The sequence below is a fragment of the Caballeronia sp. S22 genome, assembly GCF_964261745.1.
Lineage (GTDB): Bacteria > Pseudomonadota > Gammaproteobacteria > Burkholderiales > Burkholderiaceae > Caballeronia > Caballeronia jiangsuensis.
In genome coordinates this window covers 309,995-332,621 of sequence record NZ_OZ180040.1, presented here as the reverse complement: position 1 = coordinate 332,621, position 22,627 = coordinate 309,995, and the positions used below count along the sequence as shown (strand labels likewise).

Below are 22,627 nucleotides of genomic sequence, written 5' to 3'. Positions count from 1 at the left end.
CGGCGAAATTTCACCGCAGCTACTTGAAATTCTGCGCTGAGAGCCTATCTTCAATACCGCTCAGTCAGTCGCGCCGGCAACGGCGCGCTGCGTGTTTCGATTTGTTTGCGGTGCAGCATGGCAGACGGACTGGAGCGCGTAGACCAGTTCGTCTTCCTGCTGGTACCAGGAGGAAATGACCATGAGCGATCTCTACTTTGGGACTGACCTTTTCAGTGACTTAGATCATCTGCAGCGGCAGATGGCGGGCGTCTTGGGCGGCTTCCCTTCCAGCATCCGGTCCGGGCGTTCTGGCGCCTTCCCACAGGTGAACATCGGTTCGACCGACGACTCGATTGAGATTGTTGCGTTCGCGCCGGGAGTGGATCCTAAGACTCTTGACGTATCGATCGACCAGGGCCTGCTGAGCATCAGTGGCGAGCGCGCGCCAGCGCAACCAGATGCCGCCAGTGAGGACCTGCGCACCTATGCGCAGGAACGGTTCGTCGGGTCTTTTCGGCGGATGATTGAACTGCCGGACCATGCAGATCCTGACCACGTCACGGCGCAGTACGCCAATGGCTGCCTGACGGTCAGTATCGGCAAACGCGAGACGTCAAAGCCACGGGCCATCACCGTTCAGTGATTCCGTCGCAAAATTGAGGAAAAGATCATGAACGATACGACAGAACTTGCCAGAAAAGATGAAACCGAAGTGGCCCGGCGCGACGAACCGTCTCAACGTCAGGTCACTCTGACGCCGCCCGTGGACATTTTCGAGAACAGTCAGGGCGTGACCTTGTGGGCGGACCTGCCTGGTGTGACGAAGGACCGGCTCGACGTAAAGGTCCACGACGGTAATCTGTTTATCGAAGCCGAGGCGGTGGTGCCGACTCGGGAAGGGCTGCGCTTGCAGCACGCGGAGATCCGCCAGCCTCACTTTGCCCGAGCATTCTCTCTGGGGGCGGACCTCGACCCGTCGAAGATCGACGCCAATTTGAAGGACGGCGTGCTGAAGCTGACCATCCCGCGCCGGGACGAAGCCCGTCCGCGCCGGATCGAGGTGCGCACGGACTGAGTCGGCAAGCGGGGACCGGCGGCAGGAGACCTCGGAGGTGGCGGCAAAAGGGTCGCCACCCACGAATTCAGCGGCCATGCTGACGACTCAAAAGGGGCGAGCCATGAGCACCGATCCGAGAAAGTGGAACCCATTTAAGTTCCTGCGCGGGGGGACGCGCAGGTCCGACGCGGACAAGGACGAGGACCCGCCGGCCAGCGAACAGTGGCGGCCCCCGTGGCCTGACACGCCTCGATTTTTTTCGCGCGATCCGTGGCACGCACTCGAAGAGTTCTTTCACGACCCGTTCGGTGGACGCGGCGCCCTCGACAGATGGTTCGGTGACTTCAGTTCATCGCGCTTCCAGCCGCGTATTGACGTGGTCGATGAAGGGACAGTGTTACGCGTGACCGCTGAATTGCCCGGGATGGAGCGCGACGACGTGAACGTAAGCGTCGAGGATGGAGCGATCGTCTTACGCGGCGAGAAGAAACAGGATGTTCGCAGCGATGAGGACGGCTGCTACCGGCTAGAGCGGGCCTATGGACGCTTCACACGGACCATCCCGATGCCAGAGAACGCCGACCCCGATCGCGCCTTGGCTAAATTTCACAATGGCGTACTAACATTGACCGTGCCGAAATCGGAGTCAGAACGCTCCGCGAGTCGCACAATTGATATCGGGTAGGACGACCAAGCCGGGGGCGATTCTAGCGGCACGTTAAAAGGCGAGTTGGCTGTTAGAGCAGCGGACTCCATGACGTTAATGCGATTATTTGTTGAGGTAAGGAATACTGATAGACGCCATTATTGGGATAGCCGTTCAGGGGTAGAATCCTTTAATTTCCATTTACGAGAGAGGGAGAGGGCCGTGACACAAGCCGTTCCGCCCGATGACCACGAATCGGACAGCGAACCGGACGACGAGCGACACGACGACGTTAGAGGCACACCCGACGAGGCGCCCGGCGACGGGTACGAAGCACTGCCGGATTCTTCCGTCGCGCGCCTCGTGCACGAACTCGAACAGGCCATCACCGCGAGTCGCCGCACCATCGCCATCCGTTACGCCGCCCACGGCGTGACGCTGCCGGTGGCACCGACGCTAGACCGCGCGGAATTGATGGTGCTGACTGCCCTGGTGCAGACCTACGGGGTGGGGGTATTTCGCGATGACTTCAGCGCTGTGCGTCAGCGCATCGCGGAATGTGGTGCCGTGGTCGTCCTGCACGAGGTGGTGTTCGCGGATCGCCCGCCCTGGGGCATCCAACGCTATGGGGCGGGGCCCCGCGGTGGTTCCATAGGCGGCGTTGCAGCGCGCCTCCAGGAGGCGCGCCCGCTATTCGAGACGCTGTGCGAGCGGTTTCCCGAGACGTTTCTGATTCAAGCGCGCGCGCTGCTTGCTCGCTTAGCGAGGCGACCGCTGCCGCCTGAGCCGCCGCTCGAATCGGAGGACGGAGAGCGCGACGATGCCTGACGCCCGGCGCGCCGCTTCCGGGGCCTCCCCGGAGAAGCTCATCCAGAGACGCTCACGTCAAGGAAGCTGACTCTCAAGCGCGGTTACCTGACCAAGATTTCAGGCGCTGCGTGCCTACGTGCGGCGTATCGCGCCCGCGGTGATCGCGCGCACCTACTAACGCGACGAAGCCCTGAAGCCGTTTTCGCTGGACGTGTGCGGGGGCGCATAGGTTGAATCGATGTGACGATGCGGCCATGTCCGGTGGCCGATCGACTTCAGGCGGTCGTCCACCGGACATGGCCGCCAAACGGCTTTTTGACCGTCAAGCTGTTGTTCACGGACGTCACGCCCCGCACACCTTTAACGATTTCGGTGACCCTGTCGATCTGCGACGCCTCGACGACGGTCCCGCCGAGCGGTACGTTACTGCCCTTGGCGACGATACTGATGTTCCCGGCGCTGATCTCCTTGTGCTTCACGATGGCCGCGTAGACCTTCCCGCGCAGCGCGCCGACGGAGGTGAGGTTTTTTGTGCTATCGCCGATGACTCGACGCCCGGTGATCCGGCCTCGTCACGCTCCTCCGATGGACGCAGGTCTTCGCGCCGGGCAAGAGTGGCCTCGGCGCGGCGCAGTCCGGAATCGCCCATCAACAGAATCGCCGCGCGCGCAACTCGCCATTGACGGCGTCGTCCTCGGCGTCAGGCATGTCGGAACCGACGTCCGAACTCGTGCCGTGCGAACCCATCGCGTCCGAACCGAACCCTTCACAGCGCTCATCGAGTGCCGCCCGAACCAGCGCCGCATGCAGATCCTCGTCGGGATCGTTCGTGAAAATCTTCGGGCTATCGACATCCATGGCACGGTGCCGCCGCACGCGATTGTCGCTGTTTCATTTGCAACACTACTACTGCTTACGCAGTCTTCAGTGTGTTGCGTCCACCGGTTGAATCCGCCACCCACATCAGTCACTCAACTTCACACGATGCAGCGACCGTTCATCGAGGTTCAGCGGCCGCATGCCTTCCATATTTTCGCCAGCCCAATCCTTACCCAAGGTGGCATATCGACACTTGGTCAACCTAGTGAGTTCTCTCCACGGCGCCTGCCATTCTCTCGGCGAAATGCACGGTGAAATTCGCCAAATCCGCAAAGCCGAGACGGCATGCAATTTCCGATACGACCAGATCAGTTCCGGACTCTGGAACCTGCGACTGCAGACGAGCTTCGGGCAAGCACGAAACGGGTCGCGAGGGCGCGCCGCCGTATGACATGGGCGAGGGGAGCGAAGCCGCAAGGCTTCCGTCACGAGGTCTCGTAAGAGACAAGGAAGAATAGTTGGCGGTCTTTGTACCAGATAAGCGCGGCAGGCCGCTGATGCCCTGCAGTGAAAAGCGAGCTCGCTTGCTGCTTGCATGCGGCCGAGCGCGCATACACCGTGTTCACCCGTTCGTCGCACGATTGACGGACCGTCTTGCTGGAGACAGTGCATTCCAGCCGCTATACCATGCAAACGCACGTTCACGAAGTGTTTGTCCGAGCAATAGAATCGGGGGCCGCGGCCGGACTGGCGCCGACGGCGGTCGCACCCGCCGGCGCGATGCACAAGGGGCACCGACCGTACGCGGCGATGAACACCCTCACGCACTTCTCTGGCGCGACGCATCGTGGCGAAGGAAGCCGAGCGCAAAGTACATTTGCCTCGGCGCGGCGATTCATATGGGCAGTGCGGTCTTCTGGGGGCGTGCTGTTCGAAGCGCTGTGTGAACGCCGATACCGTCGATCCGGGGCGATGAACGTCGCGAACGCGAGCGCAACGACTGCGCTCGTGGCCTACGTCGTCGACTATCAAGTCGTGCCCAAACGCGTCACCCCAGGATTCGAGAGCCACCTGCCGAAGGGGGGCTCGTTGGGGCTGACGTATGTCGCGCTTGGTGCGGGCTTCGCGCTCGCGGCGGTGCCGCAGCCGCCTGCATGACGCTGACAGGATCGCTGCGCTGCCCTCGACAGGTGGAACCGTTGCTGCGGCGGCGCGTCGCGCGCCGATGAAAGCGGTCGCTCGTGCCTGGCGCGGCCTTTTCCCTTTGAAAGAACGTAGCTGTCCTTCGGTGCGTCGGAAGCTTGTCCGTGGACATGGACGCGAGTTCGTTGATCAGTCGACTCGCGGCGTACTCAGTTTAGGCGTTATTGGCTGGCGCCCGAAGGCGTGTCGCTGGCCGCGGTAGCAGGGAAGCTCGCCGCAGTCGGAACGGATGCGCCCGATCCTGGCGCGGCGGCCGAGGTGTCGCTGGCCGCATTCCCCGTGGTAACGGTGGTGCGGTTGCGGTTGCAGCCCGCCATAAAGCAACTGCACGTCGTCAGTGCGATGATCAGCGAGATTTTGATGCGGTTGGAAGCTTTCACGGTACGCTCCTGGTCAGACGGCCATTGAACAGCAATGAGCCCATTGGGGCTGGTTTTTTGCCCGTACATTGCGTAGCACGGCGGTAACCCGTCTCTGTAAAGTAAAGCTCTGCCATGCACTTGGTCGACGCCGGGACGCGAAAGCCGCTATGTATGTTGCACGATATCGCGCTGAGTGGTCGACGTCGACGAACACAACATAGCTCGTTGGTCTTTGAGATCAGGAAGCACCGCGCGTACCCGACTTATGAGACGGCGACGCGCCGAACGCAAGCGGTTGACCGCCCTGGTGGTCGACGACTGTTCGTGGGCTGCGTCAGCGAGTCGCTCGCGGCAGCGTCGGACGCTTCGATGTACTATTACGCCGCGGCCGCCAGCACGCCGGAAAGATGTCGCCGAAAATTTACCAGACACGCGCACGACGGGCGTGCTTGAGTGAAAAGTTCCAGCTCCACCGTAGCGATCACGGGGGTATATGGCGAGCCGCTGCAGATATGATTCTCTTTTACAAACCAGATTGCGAGGCGAAATCGGATGCTGCACTCAGTCTGCGGGGGGTGAGGTTTCCCGCTCGGCATCGACGCTGTTGCCGCCCCACGAGTCTGGCGCCTGCGGCCGCCGGAGACTTCGTTTCACGCCCTGCTACGAGGGCGTTCCTGGTGACGTCATCTGACGCGCCCGCCCAATCTCGCAACGCGAAGACGACTTTGCGCCAGGGCTTTTTGTGACATGAGATTTTTCCGGTCCAACGACGCAAGTCTTTCGAGCGTCGACAGGGCTTGTCTGGCGAAATCCAAGGCTCGTGATCGATCTCCGAGTTGCTCGTACGAATCCGCCAGGCGGTCGAGCCCCATGAACAGCTCGCGTTGCCATCCGGTGTTCCCGGGGTCCGAACTCGCCACCCGTCTGATCGCCTCGAGCGACGCGAGATAAGAGGCAATGGCTTCCTGCGTCTTGCCGCAGTCGCGCAGCACATCGCCGATGCTCGCATGAAGCGCGCTGAGATCTCGGTGCACCGCCGCATCGGATGGATCCGCTTGAGCCAGCCGATCAATCAAGGACAACGATGCTTCGTATGAAGCCAGTGAACCTTCCGGATCATTTTCTGCTCGCAGCAGGTCGCCGATCCGCCACTCGATCGAACCGAGGCTCCTCGAGTCGGGGTCGACCTCGTGCTGACGCGTCGCAACCGACTGCAAATCGCGAAAGGCCGACAGTGCGCTGGCATTGTCGCCCCTCTGATGCAGCGCGTCTCCGACTCTGCGCCAGGCGAGGCACAGATTCAGTTGCCACAGCGGATTCGACGAATCGGCTTCGGCCAGATTTTTCATCAAAGCGAGCGAGTCGCGGTAGGCGGCGAGCGCCTCGCTTCGCTGACCCGTCTGCGTCAGCAAGTCGCCGATCTTCCCTTGCGTCGATGCCCGAACCCGCTGCCACTCCTTGTTCGAGGGATCGAGCTCCGCCGCCCGTGTCAGACTCGATAGCGATTCGCGGTAATGCGCAAGCGCCTCGAAAAGTTTCCCCCGGTCCGCGAGCAGCTCGCCGATTCTTTCGTGAACCGAGCTCAGGTCGCGCTGCCAGGTCGGGTTGGACGGATTTGAATCCGCCAGACGTTGCGCCATCGAACTCGACTCGCGATAAGAGGTCAAGGCCGTTTGCGCTTCGCCTTCGTCGTATTCCACATCGCCGACTTTCTTCAGGACTACAGCGAGATCTCTGGCCCACTCGTCGTTGGGCGAAATGGTCCCGGCGAAGCGCCTCAAGATGGACGCGGCCGACCGATAAGCGGTCAGCGCTCTGGTTCGGTCGCCCAGTCCATGCCGCACATCGCCGATCCGCAACTTGATCGCGACCATCTGGCGCAACGATTCCGCGCTGGACGCATCTTCTTCGATCAGACGCCTTGCAACGGACTGCGCCCGGCGAAAGGCCATCAGCGATCCCTTCAGATCGCCGTTTTCACGCAATAGATCGCCGATACTGATGTTTCGGCCGCACAGATCGCGCATACGCTGCGCATCCGACGGTTCGACTGCCAGGGCTCGCTGCGTTGCTGCAACGGACGCCCGACCGCACGACACATTCGCTTCGCTCGTCTGGCCGGCGACCCGCGGCACTTTGCTAGCCAGAACATCGGACACGCTGGCCTGGTCTCCGAGGCGGCTCGCCAGCGCGATGGCCTCGGATGCCAAAGCTTCACTGCGTTCGAACTCTCCTGTCATCCGCAATGCAAGCATCAGCCGATTCAGAAGCCGGCATCGCTCGACCGTTTCCGCGGTGCCGACGCAAGCCAGCGCCTCGCTCAACAACGCGACCGAAGCCGCGCCGGTGCCGCCGAGGAGCATCTCGGCAGTGACGAATCCCAGCGCTGCCGACACCAGGTACGAGGTGAGCTTTTCCGCCCGCGCGATCTCCGCGGCGCGCCGGAACGTTTCAATTGCGTTTCCGAGTCCCAGCCGGTGTTCGGCGCCCCCGCGTATCAGGAGAAGAGGCAGTGTCATAGCCGCCCGGTCCTGAACCTTTGCATTCCCAACTTCGGCGATCCGAAGTCCGCTCTGCGCATAGGAAATGGCCTCCTCGTAAGCTGCACGTGCGAGCGCCCGCTCACCCGCGCGCTGCCAATAGGCGATCGCCCGATCGGGTTCTCGGGAACAGGCGAAGTTCTCGGCGATCAGTTCAGGTTGCCGCTCGACGATCACGGGGTAATGCTCTTCGAGCGCGGTCGCGATGCGGTGGTGACAATCGCGCCGGCGCGCGATGAGCAGCGACTGGTAGGCGACTTCCTGTATCAGCGCATGCCGGAACAGGAAAGCGCCGCGCCGGTCCGGCGTCCCCGCATCCGGAACGATGATTTCTGCAGCCATCAGGCGATCGAGCATCCAACCCAATTCGCTTTCGGGCTTCGACGCGACCATGGCGAGAAGGCTCGCGTCGAACTCCCGCCCGATCGTCGCTGCAATCTGGGCGATTTCCTTGATGCCCGATTCGAGGCGGTCCAGCTGAGACAGCAAAGACCCCTGCAGCGTATCCGGAATCGCGAGGGACCGTCGCATGCCTTTCAGTTCGTAGCGGCTCCCGGCGTCATGTAACTGGCCGCCATGAATGACGGTCTTTGTGAGTTCCTCGACGAAGAGCGGCACACCGTCCGTCTTGGCGACGATCTCCTTCAGCACGACAGCGGGAACGGGCTTGACATCGGTCAGTAGCCGAACCATCGAGGCGCAATCGCGGTGGGAAAGCCGCTCGAGATCGATCCGCACCAGACGCGTGGAGGACCATTGCGGCTTGAACTCGGGCCGCGCCGTGAGCAGCACCATAAGGCGTACTGAAACTAGCCGCTCGACGACCAGCCGAACGAATTCGAGCGACGATGGATCAATCCAGTGCGCATCCTCGACGACGAGCAGCACTGGCTGAAGGCCCGCGATGCTTTCGACCAGCGTGACGAGTCCGCTCAGGGTCCGGCGCTTGAAGGACGGCGACGAGGCATCGATGGGCGGATACCGTTCTCCCGTCGGAATGCCGAGCAGGGTCGCGAACACGAGCACCCGCTCGTCGGCGTCGGTGCCGGGCGCGCCGAGTCCGGCGTCCAGCCGTTCGAGATCGGATGCGTCTGGAGTGTTCGGATCAAGGCCATAGGCGCGTTGCACCCATTCCAAGACCGGCCAGAACGGGCTGTTGCGATAGTACGGCGAGCAGTGCAAGGAAATGGGCGTGTGCACATTGCCGTGGATGCTGTCCGTGAAAGCGCGCAGCACGCGCGACTTTCCGATGCCCGGCTCTCCAAGCAGCGTCACGCAGCGCATCTCCCCTTTGATGCTTTGCTGCCAGCATCGCCGGATCGTGTCGAGCTCGACCGATCGGTCGACGAGCGGAGTCATCCCGCGGTTCGCTCTGATCTCGAAGCGGCTGCGCGCATCCGTCGCGCATAGCACTCGATAGACCGGAACGGCGGCGGAAATCCCCTTTAACTTGTGCGAACCCATGCTCTCGAGCACAAATGAGCCCCGGATCAAATGCTCGGTGGCTGGGCCGACCAGGATCGCGTCGGGCGGCGCCAGGGCCTGCAGTCTTGCGGCGACGATTGGCGGACCGCCGACGGCAGCGTGGCGGTCCAGCGACGATCCAGCGCCCAACTCGCCGGCGACGACGAGGCCCGTCTCGATCCCGATGCGCACCTGCAGGCGCGCGCCATGTTCCGCATCGATGCGATCATTGGCCGGCCCCAGCGTCGAGATCACGGCGAGAGCGGCGCGCACGGCGCGCACAGCGTCGTCTTCGTGAGCTAACGGGTAGCCGAAATAGACGACGATTCCATCGCCGACATATTGGGCGATATGGCCTTCGTGGGCATCGACGGCCTCTACGCAGACCTGATGGAAAACGCCCAGCATGCGCCGAAAATCCTCGGGATCGAAGCGCTCCGCGAGCGAAGTCGAATCGATGAGATCGATGAACATTACGGTCAGTTGTCGCCGCTCGGCCTCGGAGCCGCGAGCCGCGAAGGACCCGGCTTCTCCAGCCGGTCGCCCGACGACTGGCCCGTCCATCGGCGCGCGCTCGTGAGCCCGCGCCGCAAGCGCTTTGGCCAGCCGCTTGCGGTCCCCCAGAGGCAGCCCGAGAGCTTGCAGATCTGCCTCGGAGAGATCGCCGAGCACGTCCCAGTCGATGTTTTGGGCTGTGAACGTCTTCGCGTATGCGCCTAGGCCAGCGCTTATGAGCCATTTCGTCAGGTCGTCCGACATTTGTTTTCAGCGGGTTGGCTGGCGGCAGAGGTAGCGCTTCGCCGCGGCACGCATTTCATCGACTGCGGCGGCCGTTACGAGGCGAAACTCTGGGCGTTTTCTGCATGATAGGCGCGCGAAGGTATCGGCCCATTGAAGGCCAGAACTTTTCGAATGCCTCTGGTGAAGAAAAATCGACGCCTTGTTTTGTTTGCCGCTATCCGAGTGCGAACTTTTGCGTCATGCGGTGGCATCCCTTACCAAAGCGGGCGCGTCGCCACAGGACGCTAGCTTGCAAACCGGCCTCGGTTAGGGAGGCAGCGATCGGGCAGCGGTGCCACGGTGTTCAATCCTTCGCGAGGCGATATAAACGGGTTGAGCGTTTATTATCGAATAGTTTTAATCTATCAGAATCCTAAGCCTGTTAATGGCTATTATCGGGATAGTGTTTGCGGGGTAGAATGGGGCATTTCCGATTTACCTGAGAGGGCAGGGCCCGTGGCACAAGGCGCAGACGAGTTTGACGACGCTGGAGGCGATCGCGACAGCGCGGACGACGCCCAGCGCTGGCTCAGTGAGGCGCCGACCGCAGCGGTTGCGCGCGTGGTGCTCGAGCTCGATGAGACGATCACGCTGAAGCGCCGCGCGGCCGCCGCGTGGCTCACCGCCCACGGCGACGCCGTGCCGCTGCTGCCGGTGAAGCCCTCCCGCCTCGAACTGGCGATCATCATTGCGCTGGCCGAAACCTATGGGGCCGCCCTCAGTTCGGCGCCGCGCTTCCTGCCGGTGATCGACTGCATCACGGACCACGGGGCCGTGACACTCGTGCAGCGGGTGATGTATGGCGCGCGTGCCGTGACGGATTTTGATCTCACTGCCTATGCGGCGGAGAACGCGCGCCTCGCGGCGCTCTTGCGCGAGGCCCGTACGTCGTTTGAGTTTCTCTGCGCGACCTGGCCCGAGATGTTCATGGCGCAGGCGAGCGACGCGCTCGCGCAGCTCGGCTTGCCCCGCCTGCGCTCGCCGGCGCCGCCGTCCGCGCGAGGGAGAAAAGGCGAGCCAACCGGCGACGACGATGCGCGGGATCGAGGCCACGACGATGCGTCGGGCGAGGAGGATGGCGATGCCTGAGCGCGCCTCCTCGTCCCCGGAAAAGCTCACCTCAGAGAAGTTGTCTCAGGAGAAGCTCACCGCAGAGAAGTTGACTCAGGAGAAGCTCACGCTGGAGCGGGGCTACACGGCCAAGGACTTCACCGCGCTACGCGCGTACGTGCAGCGCATCGCCCCGGCCATCATCGCGCGCAGCTACTACGACCCGGACGAGGATCCGCATGCGGCGACGCCCGCCGCGATGGAGCGGTATCTGAATGCGATGCTCGACACGCTGGTGCAGCTCGCGCTCGCCCATGGGTCAATGGCACTCGCGGAGCACCTGCGCGCGTCCATCAAGCAGCACGGGCGACCGTTGCTCACCGCCGTCACGTTCCGCATGGTCACCGAGGCCGCGCAACTGGCCGCGGCCGCGCCGCACCCGGAGCATCCCGTCGGCGCGTGGCTGCGTCCGCGCATTGCGCGACGCCTGAAAGGGGAGGGCATCGCCACGCTCGGTGAACTGGTCGCGTTCTGCAACCGGCGGGGGCCGAGCTGGTGGCGCTCGATTCCGCGCATCGGTCGCGGACGGGCGCGCGCGATCGTCAGCTGGCTCCGAAAACAGCAGGCGGCCCTGCAGCTGACGGTCGACATCGACGTCGACTCCGAGGAGCACGACGGCGTGCCGCTGGTGGCGGACGCGCTGGTCGAGGTGGTGCCGGATTTTGCGAGCGAGCGCTGTGAGGGGCACCACCCCGGACGACTTGCCCTGGCGCCCTTGGAGCGGCTGGCCGTGCCCCACGCGCTCTCCGGCGCTGACGGCGAAAACCACTCGACCGCGTTCTGCTACATCCAGGCCAATCACGATCTCGATGCGGTGCGCGCCTATCTGAACCGCTTCCGCGATCAGCCGAAAACCCTGCGCGCCTACACCAAGGAACTCGAGCGGTTTCTGTTGTGGGCGGTGGTGCTGCGCGGCAAGGCGCTCAGCGATCTGCGCGTGGACGACTGTGAGGCGTATAAGGATTTCCTGAAAAATCCCGATCCACGCTTTGTGGGCGAGCGCTTTGCGCGGCACTCGCCAAGGTGGCGCCCGTTCGCCGCGAGCACCAACGGATCGACGTCGCTGTCGGCCGAGTCGCAGCGCTACGCAGTGCGCGCGCTGCGTACGGCCTTCACCTGGTGGGTCGACGTGCGGTATCTGGGCGGCAACCCTTGTAAGACCGTCAACGATCCGGTGGCCATCAAGCGCGAACGCGCGATGAAGATCGAGCGCGCCTTGCCCGCGGAGTTGTGGCGTAAGGTGCGAGCGGAGCTCGATGCGCGGTGCGCGCAAGCGGACGTCGGGCCGGGACAGGGCGCGAACAACGGCGTGCAGTGGCGCGCCGTGCGCGCGGCGATTCTGTTGATGGGCGATTCGGGCCTGCGACGCGAAGAAGCGGCAAGTGCGCGGCGCGAAAACCTGTGTCCTTCATCGTATGGGACGCTCGAGCGACCCGTTTGGGAACTGACCATCGTCGGCAAAGGGCAGCATGAGCGAACGGTGCCGGTGAGCGCGGCGACGCTGAGCGCGCTACGGGCGCACTGGCTCGACCGGGCTAAGGATTTCGACGGCGCGACCGAAGACCACCATCAGCGCGGGCCGCTGCTTGGTCCCGTCATCATTCCATGGACCGACAGGGCGCGGAGGGCGGGGGCGGGCAGCCTGTGAATGAGGCAGGCTACGCCGCTGATGGACTGAACCGGCTGATTAGTCGAATGCTCACTGAACTGGTCGAGACGATGGACGACTTGAGCCTCGATGACCGGCGGCGGCTCGGGCAGGCGAACGCGCATACGTTCCGCCATACGTTCGGATCCCAATCGGTCGCCGATGAAGTCCCGGTCGACGTCGTGCACAAAGTGCTGGGGCATGCGTCGCTGCAAACGACAACGATTTACGTCCAGGCGGAGAAGCAGCGGGTGGTCGAAGAAGTGGCTCGCTACTATGCGGGCGTCGCCGCGCGTCGGATGGCAACATAACTGCGCGCCGTTCTTCTCTGTCACGACAACTGTGTCAAAAGCAAGTCGGGGATGTGCCCAACCTATAGCACAGGAGGTGCCGCAACGGTTGTGCTACTCGTAGACGGGAAGGGGTGAAACGCGGGAGAATGGCAGCATGGACAAGCAACCGCTCATCATTTCGCTACAGGATGACTCGCCCGGCTACGAAATCAGCCCAGCGAGGGTTCCGCTCGCCACTTTGACCAGTTTTATGAGCGATGTGCGGGATTTCCTCAAAGGAAGCGGACGCGATGCGGACGCCGACACCACCGAGGTAGCAGTCGTGCATGGGTCACTAGCTGTGCAGGCCTCTAAATTCAGTTCGCCCAGTCTCATCAATGATCTGCGGATGCTCGAAAAGGGCGCAGACATTAGTGGCATCGATCCCAAGCGTCGAACCGTCATTCAAAAATGGCAGAATGCAGCTTCGAAAAAGGGGTCGGTTCGCTTCAAGATTTCCACGCCGAGCGGTAATGTGATCGCAATCACTAACCAGACAGCCTTCAGAGCACAAGTAGAGCGGACGCTGGTCAATGTTGAGCGATATATACGGGGCGAGGTCGTCGATCTCGGCGGTGCCACGCAAGCGAACGCACATATCAAGCTGCCAGACGGAAAGACACTTGTTGTTCAGACCGATAGAAATCTGATTCGCTCAGAAACAGAGAACCACTTATACAAAGAGGTTCATCTGCGCATTCGCGCGCACATGGATCTCGAAACAGGCGAGTTGATCGATGCGCAGCTTCTCGAGTTCGTCCACTATGAACCGAGGTTTGACCAGCAGCAGTTCACGCGTCTGACAAAGAAGGGAGAGGAGGCGTGGAAAGACATAGAAGATCCCTCCGCGTGGGTTCGTCACATTCGGGGAGTGACTGATTGAATTCGGTATCGGTAGACACAAGTTTCCTCATTTGTCTCAGCAACCCGTCCCGACCGCATCACGAAGTAGCCAAGGAGTATTTCCAAAGGTTCATCGGGGCTGGTGTCATCATGCATCTATCGACGATCGTGATAAGCGAATTTGAGGTCCGGCAACGCGTCACCGATCTAGGCTTGAACAATTTCATCGTCGTGCCGTTCAATATCGACCACGCTGTCATCAGCGCGAAGGTCTTCGATCGCATGCACGGAATGCGGTCTGAAAATGATTCTCGGGTAGCGGTGAAAGACGATGCGAAGCTTATCGGGCAGTGCATCGCCGGCGGAATCACTCATTTCATCACTGATGATGCAGCTTGTGCACGTCGGCTCAATGCGTTACGCCAATTGGGAACCCTGGCGGGACTTCCTCACGCAATCAACTTACACGAGCCCTTCTGGGAAGGCTGGTTCAACGACAATAATCAAGGCGGCTTGCTTTAACTGAGGCGCTTCGTGGTGAATCCTAGACGTTCTTCTTTGCTATTTCCACCTTCGGGACCATCACCCTGCGAGCCAGAGGCAAAAGACTGCAGATACGGCTAGGCGACCTCAGTCGGTCCAATCGCCGCCCTTCGCCGAGGCCATTAGTTCGGGTGCCTACCGGCCGCTGATGCCGCACGGCCGGTGACGTTTGAGGCGCCGCACGGCCCGAGCCCGAGCGAGACACTGCCGGCGCGTCGGCTGATCGAGGCGGAAGTCGCGGCGTTCGCTGCGACCGAGCGCAAGGACGCCGATCTCGATTCGATGCGCGAGCGCATCGACGACAAGGCCGCGGGTAGGATGCGCTCGACCGGCAGTTTCATGAAGAGGCCCGCGTGAATTCAGCGATTACCCACGACGGGTCGCCGCCGCAATGCCCAACACAGCCATGCCGAGCGAAGCTCGCTCTCTTTGAGCGGCTTGACGCGAGTAGACGCGGTTCGCTTTGCCTGGTATTCGGCGCCAAGTAGCCCGGCTTCTTCACTACATTAGTCCGCGTAAGCGTATGCGATGTAGTAAATCGCTGCGCCGCTTCCGATCGCTGCGATGAGCAGTGCCGCAACAACGAGGGTAATGATCCCGCGGCTTCGCATGGAAAGTCTTGAACGCAACTTCATTGCTTCACGAGTCGACTTTCGAAGATTTGAGTCTAGTTCCGGCCCTATCGATCGGCAAGAAGAGTCTTTAGTCCACATTGCCGCGTGCGGAAGATATTGATCGACTTCGCTAATGCATAGCCGGCATTTGTCGATCTGTTAAATTGCAGTCGGCCTGCCGCTGATCGGCAAGCCATTCAATGAGCCACGTTCAGCCCAACGAAGGTGTCTGCGGCTTCACTTGCTTCGCGGCCATTAGCGATGCTTGTCATCGATGTTGAATGCGTGCGCATGTTTACTCGGACCCATTCTTGGTCCCACGGCAAGATGTTCGTTATCTTCGGACTCCGTATGCTCGTATTCGACGATATCAGGATCGTTTGCGGGCCATAGCTTTCCATGCGATTCCCACTCCCACGGCGGTCAGCACCGCCAGTACGACGAAAGTCAATGGCACGCCAAGCCGCGCCCCGACAAACCCTGCTATCGGATAGGCAATCATCCAGCAGACCGTGTGGCAGAGAGAACTCGGCGGAGAAGACGGCAGGTCGGTCACCGCCAGTCTGCTTGGAGGACGCTCCGCTCGGCGCGCCGACTTCGTCCTCGTCGAGCCGCTCGCGGCCATCTACGGTCGCTCAGCCGAAGACTAGACGGACGTGCAGACGTCGCTCCGAACCAAATGATGACTACTCCAGCGATGACTGCCTGCGTTTGCCATGTTCTCAGCGATCGCTATCGTTTCGAATGGCCCATTCTTAAGCGACCGCTCGCAAGACTCTCTTGAAAGTGTCGAGCTGAAATCGGAGTGGCGGTTATCGCCGTCGCCAGGTTAGATAGATGCTCGAAACCACGAGGACGATGACGAAGTACGCGACGACGAGGACGGCGGTTATTACACCGGCGAAATCTGCCGTGACGATCAAAGCAATGCCGACGTGTCGGGACGCACAGGCGATGGCCAACGCCGTTCGGTCATCCCGGTGGGGCCCACCAAGAAGCTGACCGATCAATAGTGCGAAAGCCATCAACGCCGCGAGCGCGAGGACGCCTTGCCAGCTGACATCAAGCAGGAGCCGCCAACGGATCGCCAGAAGGATAAGCCCGGACGCTGCCAAGACGAATCCGGCGATCGTGATGAGCCGGTCTGACAGGCGTTCTGACCAGGCGGGGAAAATGATACGTAGCCCCATGCCGATCGTGATCGGTAGCAGAATCGTTTTAGCAATGACTAACACGACTGTGCTTACGGATAGCTTGACCGAGACATCGAAGTACGCGCTTAGCAATGCCACCCAGACCGGGACGGCGATAACGGCGACGAGTGAGGACGTGATCAGCAAGCAAAATATGTATTCCCGGCTCCCGAGTCTCTTGAGCTTCTTGGGAAGCAATGGGGCTCCCGCTGACACAGCGAGCACCAGCAACGCCGCCTTTACCCCTTGGTGAATGGGCAGAATCAGCACAAGGCCGAATGCGACAAGGGGAACCAGCAGATACATCGCTGTCAGGGATCGTAGTAACAATCCGGGTCGCCGCCACAGATAGGTCAGATCGGATGGCGCGGTTCCCGCACCGACGGACACGATGACTACGACAACCGATATCTTCAGCAACATCATCAGGATTTCATTCATGACGCTGATGCCTTCTATTAGCTGCAGCAACCATGCGATTCGGAGCATGTGGTCTGACGATGGCGACGTTGATCCGGAAAATCTTGGCGGGTGAAGCAGCTGAATGCTCGATCTTCGCGTACGCTCAGAGCGACCTAATGACCATGCTTGGAAAAATGAAGTTCGCTTCGAACACGACGTGCAAGGAGAACTCCCGTGACATGCGTAAAGGGCAAGATTGTGATTTCTGCCGTCGTTTCTTTGGCCCCGGCGCTTTGCCATGCGCAGGCGTCCCCGGACGCTTGGCAGTTCGAAGCCACCCCGTATTTATGGGCCGCAGGTTTTAGCGGCTGGGGACGCATCGGAGCCCGAACGCCAACGACGAACGTGGACGCGAGTTTCACGGACGTGTGGAAAAGCCTTGACGTCGGGGCAATGGGAGCTTCGAAGCGCGTAAAGGGCGATGGGCAGTCATTTTCGATGCGATCTACGTGCAGCTTTCCAAGACGTCCGATCCGCTGCTTGGCGGAGCACTCGGCACCGTACGATTCAGGGTCAAAGAGGCGATACTGCAGGTTGCCGGCGCCTATCGCGTGCTCGACAGCGAGTCGACGCCCGTAGATGTGTTGGCCGGTGCGCGGTACACCCATCTCGATGGCGACATGTCGTTCTCGCCAAGCCGGTTCTTGCCGGGCGGTGCCGGGCGCAACGGCAGCGTCGGGTGGACCGATGGGTTCGTGGGTGCGCGGGTGGCATATGCGTTGTCTAAAAAACAGCCATCGCGACCCGTCGCGGCCCCATGGGTAGAAACGCACCGTGGCATAGACTGAAGTGCGCACGGACAGTGGCCGCTATGATTTTGGAGGCTATACGACCCCGTCAAAAAACCTGGCCCAGGGGGAAGCTGCGGACCCGCTTGTGGTGGCGCTTCATTGCGACCCCGTTTAGGAATGTGATCCCGTCCGAGTCCCCCGTCCGGTGCGCCCAACCTGCAGGAGGTTTCGATCATGTCCAATTCCCGCAGCAAGCTGTCAGGCCTGCCCGTCATCAATGACAGGGCAGCGGCCATCGACATCGGATCCCGTTTCCATGTCGTTGCCGTACCGCCCGAACTGTGCGACCAACCCGTCCAGACCTTCCAGGCGTTCACTGGCGACCTCGAGCGCATGGCCGACTGGATCGTATCGCTGGGCATCACAACAGTGGCGATGGAATCGACCGGCGTGTACTGGATCGCTGCGTACGAAGTTCTCGAAAGCTGTGGCCTCGAGGTGATCGTGGCCAATGCACGCGAGTCCCGCGCTGTGCCCGGCCGCAAGAGCGACGTCAGCGATGCACAGTGGCTGCAGCGGCTCCATGCCTGCGGCCTGTTGCGCCCAAGCTTCAGACCCAGCGGCGACATCGCTGCGCTTCGAGCCTATCTGCGGCTTCGGGAACGACATCTGGACTACGCGGCCGCACACATCCAGCATATGCAGAAGGCGCTGACCTTCATGAACCTTCAACTGCACCATGTCGTCACCGACGTGACAGGAGCCACAGGGATGCGCATCATCCGCGCCATCGTGACCGGCGAGCGCGATCCCGGCGTGCTGGCTGCGATGCGTGATCGCAACTGCAGGTCCAGCGTCGAGACGATCCGGGCCGCTCTCGTGGGCAACTACCAGCCCGAACACGTCTTCGCGCTGCAACAAGCTCTGGCACTGTATGACTTCTACCAAGCCCGCGTCGACGAATGCGACGTCGAGATCGAACGTACGCTGACCATGATTGCGGCGCAAAACCCCGTACCGCAACAGCCATTGGGGAAGGTGCGGAGCCGCACTCAACAACCGAACGCGCTGAGCTTCGACGTGCGCATCCTCATGTACCAACTCGCTGGCGTCGATCTCACCCAGATCCATGGGATCGGTCCCTACCTGGCTGTGCGTCTCGTCGCCGAATGCGGCACCGATCTCAGCCGTTGGCCGACTGCCAAGCACTTCACCTCCTGGTTGACCCTCTCGCCAGGGTGCAAGGTTAGCGGCGGCAAGGTCCTGTCCTCACATACGCGCAAGACAACTAATCGAGTGGCTGCTCTGCTGCGGCTGGCTGCCGTCACGGTGGGAAAGACCAACACGGCGCTGGGTGCGTTCTACCGCCGGCTGGCTGCTCGCATTGGCAAAGCCAAGGCCGTCACCGCCACGGCGCGCAAGATCGCCGTGCTGTTCTACAACGCCATGCGCTTCGGCATGCAATATGCCGACCCGGGAGCCGACCACTACGAGCAGCGCTACAAGGAGCGTGTCATCAAGCAGTTGCACCGACGGGCAGCCGAGTTCGGCTTCTCCCTCCAACCCGCGGAGGGCGTTTCTTAGGAATGGTCAGTAGTCGGCTACGCCGATGCCGGGACAGGAGGCGACAGGCTTTCGTGGCAGCTGCTGGCAGGGGTCAACTACAATATCTCGAAGATGATCGTCGCGAAAGCTGGCTATCGGATCGTCAGCATGAACTATGAAAAGCCGGATTTCCTGTACGACGTGAAGACCGCTGGCGCTTACGTCGGGCTCGGAATACGCTTCTGAACTACCCCGCCACCGAACCGACGTTGGTACAGGTTGGGCGAACGACTTTCGCCGGCCTTCCGACAAGCTCGCTCATCCGGAGCGCCTGACGGAACGGGGGCGGTTGAGTCGCCGCGACGTCCCAAAAAAATGACCCGGCAGACTCGTACGTCACCGGTGCGTGGCCTGGTTTATCGTGCCCTCAATGCCCCTGGCTTCCCGCGGCGTCCTCCAATTGTCGTAGAACCGCGTCCAGATTAAACGAGGCCGGCTTCTGACGCGGTGGAAACGCCTTGAACTCGTCGATTTCTCCGGCCACGATCGCCTGCATCGCATACAGCAGGTAGGCATGTGAAATCATCCAGTCCCAGTACGTGTTCGAGCTTTCGTCTGCCCGCTCAAACGGATCGCGCCGAAGGTTGAACATTTTGGGGAGTCGCAGGCGGACAAACGGTTCCGCCCAGCACTGCAGTCCAGCCGCCCGCTGTTCCAGCAGCACCATCTTCCAGTCCTTCATCCGGATCGCCAGAATGTCCCCGTCATCACTGATGTAGAAAAAGGCCTGGCGAGGGCTTTCGTTCACCTCGCCGCTCAGATAGGGGAGCATGTTGAAACCGTCAACATGAACCTTGAAGGTCTTCTCGCCAGCCTCGTAGCCAGTGAGCAGCTTTTCCTTGATATCCGGAACGCCCGCTGCGGCGAGGATCGTCGGCAGCCAATCCTGATGGGAGACGATTCCGTTAAGCACGGTACCTGCGCGAATTTTCCCTGGCCACCGTACAAACGTCGGCACGCGCCAGCCGCCTTCCCAGTTGGTGTTCTTTTCCGAGCGGAACGGGGTGATTCCGGCGTCCGGCCAGCTGTTGTAATGAACTCCATTGTCAGTCGAGTACATGACGATGGTATCGTCGGAAATGCCCAGTTCGTCGAGCTTTCCGAGCATCTTGCCGATGTTCTCATCGTGGGCGACCATCACGTCGTTATAGTCGCCCTGACTACTCTTGCCCTTGTGTTTCTCGGCGCAATGGGTCCTGAAATGCATTGCCGTTGTGTTGTACCACACGAAGAAAGGCTTGCCTTCCTGATGAGCCTTGTCGATGAACGCCAAGGCGTGGTCGGTGGTCTCGTCATCAATGGTTTCCATGCGCTTTCTAGTCAGCGCACCCGTGTCTTCAATCTTCTGCCCTCCCTTTCCGTCGGACCAGCAGTGGAGCACGCCTCTGGGCCCGAACCGCTTCCTGAACGCTGGGTCCTTCGGATAGTCGGGGTCCTCTGGCTCTTCTTCAGCGTTCAGATGATAGAGATTCCCGAAGAACTCATCGAATCCATGCATCGTTGGCAGGAATCTGTCCTTGTCGCCGAGATGGTTCTTGCCAAACTGGCCGGTTGTATAGCCAAGTGGTTTCAGCAGTTCCGCGGTCGTTGGGTCTTCATCCAACAAGCCGATGTCCGCGCCAGGCATTCCGACTTTCGTCAGACCGGTGCGCATCGGGTTTTGGCCAGTGATAAACGCGGCCCGACCCGCCGTGCAACTCTGCTGCGCGTAGTAGTCGGTAAACGCCGCGCCTTCGTTCGCGATCCGGTCAATATTCGGCGTGCGGTAGCCCATCTGTCCGCGGCTGTTAAAACTGATATTCCACCACCCAATATCGTCGCCCCACAAAATCAGGATGTTCGGTTGCTTCGTCGCCATGAATGCCTCCTTTGCTTCCAGCAGGAGCCCGGTCACCTATGCGCAGGCGGGGCCGACAGTGCGTCGCTTGCGGACCAGACAGAGCAGTTTGCAGTCCGCTTACTCCGTTTACCCAACAAATGCGTGGTATGTCAGTTAATGCAGTTGACGTACACGGCTTAACCCACCGCTTCACAAGTCGCGCTGATGTCGAGTACCCACTGCGTCCAAGGAGGGACGCGGCGCGCGGTTGCCGTGGCAAAACCGGAACTTCTGGCCGCTGCCGCACGGACAGGATGCATAGGGACCGCGTCGCTTGTCGCTCGCCGCGGTGAAGGTCATGATGTCAGAGGGAGGGCGACCCTCACGAAGGAGTTTGGCCATCGTCTCCATCGCGGGGCGTGACCGGGTAAAGAACATTTCGAGACCGGGGCACAGATAGTTTTGTCCGGGTTCGCCATCGCGCGAGAGCGCGAATCGGTCCTTCGGGCAACCACCATTGCATAGCGCCCTGACGTCGCAGCGCCTGCATTGAGCCGTCAGGGAATCACGCTTGTCCTGACCGAACCTGCGCTGTTCCGGAGACGCCATGAGCTTCAGCATGTGCGTCTCGTGTATGTTGCCCAGCCGATAACCGGGCTCGACGAAGTGATCGCACGAATACAGATCTCCGTTGTATTCGAGCGCCGGGCCGAGGCCGCACGTCGGTGCATGAATGCACAACAGATGTCGACCGAAGAAGGCCTCCAGCGTCACGTCGAACAGTTGCACGAAGACGCGGCCTACATCGTGGCGGACCCATTCCTCGAAGACATCCATCAGGAACCGCCCATACTGTTCGGCGCCGACTGACCGTTCGGTAACCAGGTTGCCCGTCTGTGTGTACAGTACGCGCTTGCGGCCGGGGCGTTCGCTCCAGCCCTGATTGGCCATCTCGATCGTCTGCTCGGTGGCGCGCTCGATGATCGGGATGAACTGCACCCACTTTGCACCCAGTTCGTCACGGAAGAAACGGTAGATCGAACGGCCGTGGCACTCGTTGGCGGCGTTGACCGTGCACAGGATGTTGAATTCAATCCCATGCTTTCGCAACTGCTGCCATCCCTGCATCACTAGATCGTACGTACCCCGTCCGCGACGATCAACACGAAAAGCGTCGTGGAGCTCGCGTGGACCGTCTACGCTCAGGCCGACAAGGAAGTCGTGCTCCTTGAAGAAGGCGCACCATTCATCGTCGATGAGGATCCCGTTCGTCTGAAACGTGTGCTTGATTACCTGTCCTGGTTTGCGGTACTTGTCGACGAGTTCGACCGCGGTTCTGAAAAAGCCGACCTTCATCAGCGTGGGCTCGCCGCCCTGCCACGCGACGGTGACCTGCGGAGTGCGGTGCGACTCGAGCAGCTGGCGGATGTAGGTCTCCAGGGTAGCTTCCGACATCCGGTGTTTCTCGTTCGGGTAAAGCGCATCCTTGGACAGGAAGAAGCAATACTTGCAATCGATATTGCAGGTGGATCCACTCGGCTTCGCCAGCAGATGGAAACATGGTGGCGCATCAGTTGGCCGACCATCATCTCCTGTCGGGCCGCTGGCAGGCCCGATCTGCACAGCATGAGGCGAGGACTTGAAGTCCGTCAAGGCAATCTCCCCGGTGGATGTGAAGTGCTCGGTTGTTGCCAGATGCTGCCACCCTGCCAGATGCGTTGAATGAAACGTGACCGGCATGCTTTCGAACAGGCGCTTGCAGATAGAAAGCAGAACTGTCACAGCCCCGAGCGGAACGCAGACCGCATTGATGCTAAATCTAGCTACCCCAGTTTAGGAAAGCAACCCAACTTGGCCAAAATCAACCCAGATCTGAAACGCGGACGACTCGTCCGGCTCGTGAGGCTCGCCCTCCAAATCGGAGAAGTGGGGTTGCTGAGACATCCGCGATTCCCTGTGGCAGCGCTAAATGAAGTGGGCGTTTACAGACCAGCTGCGCCGGCGCAGCTGACCTTAGTATTCAACCTGTCATTCCTTTTGGGGCTTCGCAGGAAGAACGTTCTT

At 61.1% G+C, this 22,627-nt stretch carries 20 protein-coding genes and 2 pseudogenes; 14 read left to right on the top strand and 8 right to left on the bottom strand.

All coding sequences use genetic code 11. The features are described 5' to 3' along the window. Positions 1–60: 60 nt before the first annotated feature. Complete coding sequence (locus ACEN42_RS39815) at positions 61–183, bottom strand: hypothetical protein (RefSeq protein WP_371884553.1); 123 nt, start codon at positions 181–183, stop codon at positions 61–63. Here ACEN42_RS39815 and ACEN42_RS39810 point away from each other — a divergent pair. From ACEN42_RS39810 to ACEN42_RS39795, 4 genes are all read left to right on the top strand, one after another. After that, positions 182–625 (top strand): Hsp20/alpha crystallin family protein, encoded by a 444-nt coding sequence (locus ACEN42_RS39810; RefSeq protein ID WP_371884552.1) that lies wholly within the window; start codon positions 182–184, stop codon positions 623–625. The two genes, ACEN42_RS39815 and ACEN42_RS39810, sit on opposite strands and share 2 nt — an antisense overlap. Positions 626–652: 27 nt before the next feature. After that, on the top strand, positions 653–1,057 hold the full coding sequence (locus ACEN42_RS39805) for an Hsp20/alpha crystallin family protein (RefSeq protein ID WP_371884551.1): 405 nt from the start codon (positions 653–655) through the stop codon (positions 1,055–1,057). Positions 1,058–1,160: 103 nt separating this feature from the next. Then, entirely contained in the window at positions 1,161–1,724 is a 564-nt protein-coding gene (locus ACEN42_RS39800) for an Hsp20/alpha crystallin family protein (protein WP_371884550.1), read from the top strand. 183 nt (positions 1,725–1,907) lie between these two features. Then, the gene (locus tag ACEN42_RS39795) at positions 1,908–2,513 is read left to right on the top strand and encodes a hypothetical protein (protein ID WP_371884549.1); all 606 of its coding nucleotides are present in this window, start codon (positions 1,908–1,910) and stop codon (positions 2,511–2,513) included. 257 nt (positions 2,514–2,770) lie between these two features. Here the strand turns inward: ACEN42_RS39795 and ACEN42_RS39790 are convergent, their stop codons facing one another. After that, a complete protein-coding gene (locus tag ACEN42_RS39790; RefSeq protein ID WP_371884548.1) occupies positions 2,771–2,974 on the bottom strand; it encodes a BON domain-containing protein in 204 nt (67 codons plus the stop codon). 169 nt (positions 2,975–3,143) lie between these two features. Further along, positions 3,144–3,353 (bottom strand): hypothetical protein, encoded by a 210-nt coding sequence (locus ACEN42_RS39785; protein WP_371884547.1) that lies wholly within the window; start codon positions 3,351–3,353, stop codon positions 3,144–3,146. Positions 3,354–3,832: 479 nt separating this feature from the next. Between ACEN42_RS39785 and ACEN42_RS39780 the strand changes: the two are divergent. Together ACEN42_RS39780 and ACEN42_RS39775 are read left to right on the top strand one after the other, a co-directional pair. Then, positions 3,833–3,997, top strand: a pseudogene (locus tag ACEN42_RS39780) (RRXRR domain-containing protein); the annotation flags it as partial. Between the two features lie 289 nt (positions 3,998–4,286). Next, on the top strand, positions 4,287–4,472 hold the full coding sequence (locus ACEN42_RS39775) for a hypothetical protein (RefSeq protein ID WP_371884546.1): 186 nt from the start codon (positions 4,287–4,289) through the stop codon (positions 4,470–4,472). A gap of 206 nt (positions 4,473–4,678) precedes the next feature. Here the strand turns inward: ACEN42_RS39775 and ACEN42_RS39770 are convergent, their stop codons facing one another. Both ACEN42_RS39770 and ACEN42_RS39765 read right to left on the bottom strand, forming a co-directional pair. Next, positions 4,679–4,897 (bottom strand): hypothetical protein, encoded by a 219-nt coding sequence (locus ACEN42_RS39770; protein ID WP_371884545.1) that lies wholly within the window; start codon positions 4,895–4,897, stop codon positions 4,679–4,681. A 665-nt stretch (positions 4,898–5,562) separates the two neighbouring features. Continuing rightward, a complete protein-coding gene (locus ACEN42_RS39765; RefSeq protein WP_371884544.1) occupies positions 5,563–9,642 on the bottom strand; it encodes an AAA family ATPase in 4,080 nt (1,359 codons plus the stop codon). A 477-nt stretch (positions 9,643–10,119) separates the two neighbouring features. Here ACEN42_RS39765 and ACEN42_RS39760 point away from each other — a divergent pair, with 477 nt between their 5' ends. From ACEN42_RS39760 to ACEN42_RS39735, 6 genes and pseudogenes are all read left to right on the top strand, one after another. Then, positions 10,120–10,752 (top strand): hypothetical protein, encoded by a 633-nt coding sequence (locus tag ACEN42_RS39760; RefSeq protein ID WP_371884543.1) that lies wholly within the window; start codon positions 10,120–10,122, stop codon positions 10,750–10,752. Beyond that, positions 10,745–12,421, top strand: coding sequence for a phage integrase family protein (locus tag ACEN42_RS39755; protein ID WP_371884542.1), 1,677 nt, complete (start codon positions 10,745–10,747; stop codon positions 12,419–12,421). Before ACEN42_RS39760 ends, ACEN42_RS39755 begins: the two co-directional genes overlap by 8 nt. 47 nt (positions 12,422–12,468) lie before the next feature. After that, positions 12,469–12,732 (top strand): tyrosine-type recombinase/integrase, encoded by a 264-nt coding sequence (locus tag ACEN42_RS39750; RefSeq protein ID WP_374191236.1) that lies wholly within the window; start codon positions 12,469–12,471, stop codon positions 12,730–12,732. Positions 12,733–12,868: 136 nt separating this feature from the next. Further along, positions 12,869–13,636, top strand: a complete 768-nt coding sequence (locus tag ACEN42_RS39745) for a hypothetical protein (protein ID WP_371884540.1) — start codon at positions 12,869–12,871, stop codon at positions 13,634–13,636. Next, positions 13,633–14,118 carry a type II toxin-antitoxin system VapC family toxin gene (locus tag ACEN42_RS39740; RefSeq protein WP_371884539.1) on the top strand — a complete coding sequence of 162 codons (486 nt, stop codon included), beginning with the start codon at positions 13,633–13,635 and terminating at the stop codon, positions 14,116–14,118. The genes ACEN42_RS39745 and ACEN42_RS39740 overlap by 4 nt, the downstream gene beginning before the upstream one ends. Before the next feature lie 162 nt (positions 14,119–14,280). Beyond that, positions 14,281–14,513 (top strand): annotated as a pseudogene (locus ACEN42_RS39735) (FadR family transcriptional regulator); the annotation flags it as partial. A 1,052-nt stretch (positions 14,514–15,565) separates the two neighbouring features. Here ACEN42_RS39735 and ACEN42_RS39730 read toward each other — a convergent pair. Then, positions 15,566–16,387: a bile acid:sodium symporter family protein gene (locus ACEN42_RS39730; RefSeq protein WP_371884538.1), complete on the bottom strand. Its 822-nt coding sequence runs from the start codon at positions 16,385–16,387 to the stop codon at positions 15,566–15,568. A gap of 470 nt (positions 16,388–16,857) precedes the next feature. Here ACEN42_RS39730 and ACEN42_RS39725 point away from each other — a divergent pair, with 470 nt between their 5' ends. Then, on the top strand, positions 16,858–17,196 hold the full coding sequence (locus tag ACEN42_RS39725; protein ID WP_371884537.1) for a hypothetical protein: 339 nt from the start codon (positions 16,858–16,860) through the stop codon (positions 17,194–17,196). A gap of 177 nt (positions 17,197–17,373) precedes the next feature. Then, complete coding sequence (locus tag ACEN42_RS39720) at positions 17,374–18,723, top strand: IS110 family transposase (RefSeq protein WP_371884536.1); 1,350 nt, start codon at positions 17,374–17,376, stop codon at positions 18,721–18,723. 388 nt (positions 18,724–19,111) lie between these two features. Here the strand turns inward: ACEN42_RS39720 and ACEN42_RS39715 are convergent, their stop codons facing one another. Both ACEN42_RS39715 and ACEN42_RS39710 read right to left on the bottom strand, forming a co-directional pair. Continuing rightward, positions 19,112–20,602, bottom strand: a complete 1,491-nt coding sequence (locus ACEN42_RS39715) for an arylsulfatase (protein ID WP_371884535.1) — start codon at positions 20,600–20,602, stop codon at positions 19,112–19,114. 171 nt (positions 20,603–20,773) lie between these two features. Then, complete coding sequence (locus ACEN42_RS39710) at positions 20,774–22,345, bottom strand: anaerobic sulfatase maturase (RefSeq protein ID WP_374191235.1); 1,572 nt, start codon at positions 22,343–22,345, stop codon at positions 20,774–20,776. Between the last annotated feature and the right edge of the window lie 282 nt (positions 22,346–22,627).

Bases quoted from the DNA above. Each gene is read 5' to 3' on its own strand.
- ACEN42_RS39810 (WP_371884552.1), top strand. From the start codon at position 182: ATGAGCGATCTCTACTTTGGGACTGACCTTTTCAGTGACTTAGATCAT.
- ACEN42_RS39815 (WP_371884553.1), bottom strand. From the start codon at position 183: ATGGTCATTTCCTCCTGGTACCAGCAGGAAGACGAACTGGTCTACGCG.
- ACEN42_RS39805 (WP_371884551.1), top strand. From the start codon at position 653: ATGAACGATACGACAGAACTTGCCAGAAAAGATGAAACCGAAGTGGCC.
- ACEN42_RS39800 (WP_371884550.1), top strand. From the start codon at position 1,161: ATGAGCACCGATCCGAGAAAGTGGAACCCATTTAAGTTCCTGCGCGGG.
- ACEN42_RS39785 (WP_371884547.1), bottom strand. From the start codon at position 3,353: ATGGATGTCGATAGCCCGAAGATTTTCACGAACGATCCCGACGAGGAT.
- ACEN42_RS39775 (WP_371884546.1), top strand. From the start codon at position 4,287: ATGAACGTCGCGAACGCGAGCGCAACGACTGCGCTCGTGGCCTACGTC.
- ACEN42_RS39765 (WP_371884544.1), bottom strand. From the start codon at position 9,642: ATGTCGGACGACCTGACGAAATGGCTCATAAGCGCTGGCCTAGGCGCA.
- ACEN42_RS39755 (WP_371884542.1), top strand. From the start codon at position 10,745: ATGCCTGAGCGCGCCTCCTCGTCCCCGGAAAAGCTCACCTCAGAGAAG.
- ACEN42_RS39750 (WP_374191236.1), top strand. From the start codon at position 12,469: ATGCTCACTGAACTGGTCGAGACGATGGACGACTTGAGCCTCGATGAC.
- ACEN42_RS39745 (WP_371884540.1), top strand. From the start codon at position 12,869: ATGGACAAGCAACCGCTCATCATTTCGCTACAGGATGACTCGCCCGGC.
- ACEN42_RS39730 (WP_371884538.1), bottom strand. From the start codon at position 16,387: ATGAATGAAATCCTGATGATGTTGCTGAAGATATCGGTTGTCGTAGTC.
- ACEN42_RS39720 (WP_371884536.1), top strand. From the start codon at position 17,374: ATGTCCAATTCCCGCAGCAAGCTGTCAGGCCTGCCCGTCATCAATGAC.
- ACEN42_RS39715 (WP_371884535.1), bottom strand. From the start codon at position 20,602: ATGGCGACGAAGCAACCGAACATCCTGATTTTGTGGGGCGACGATATT.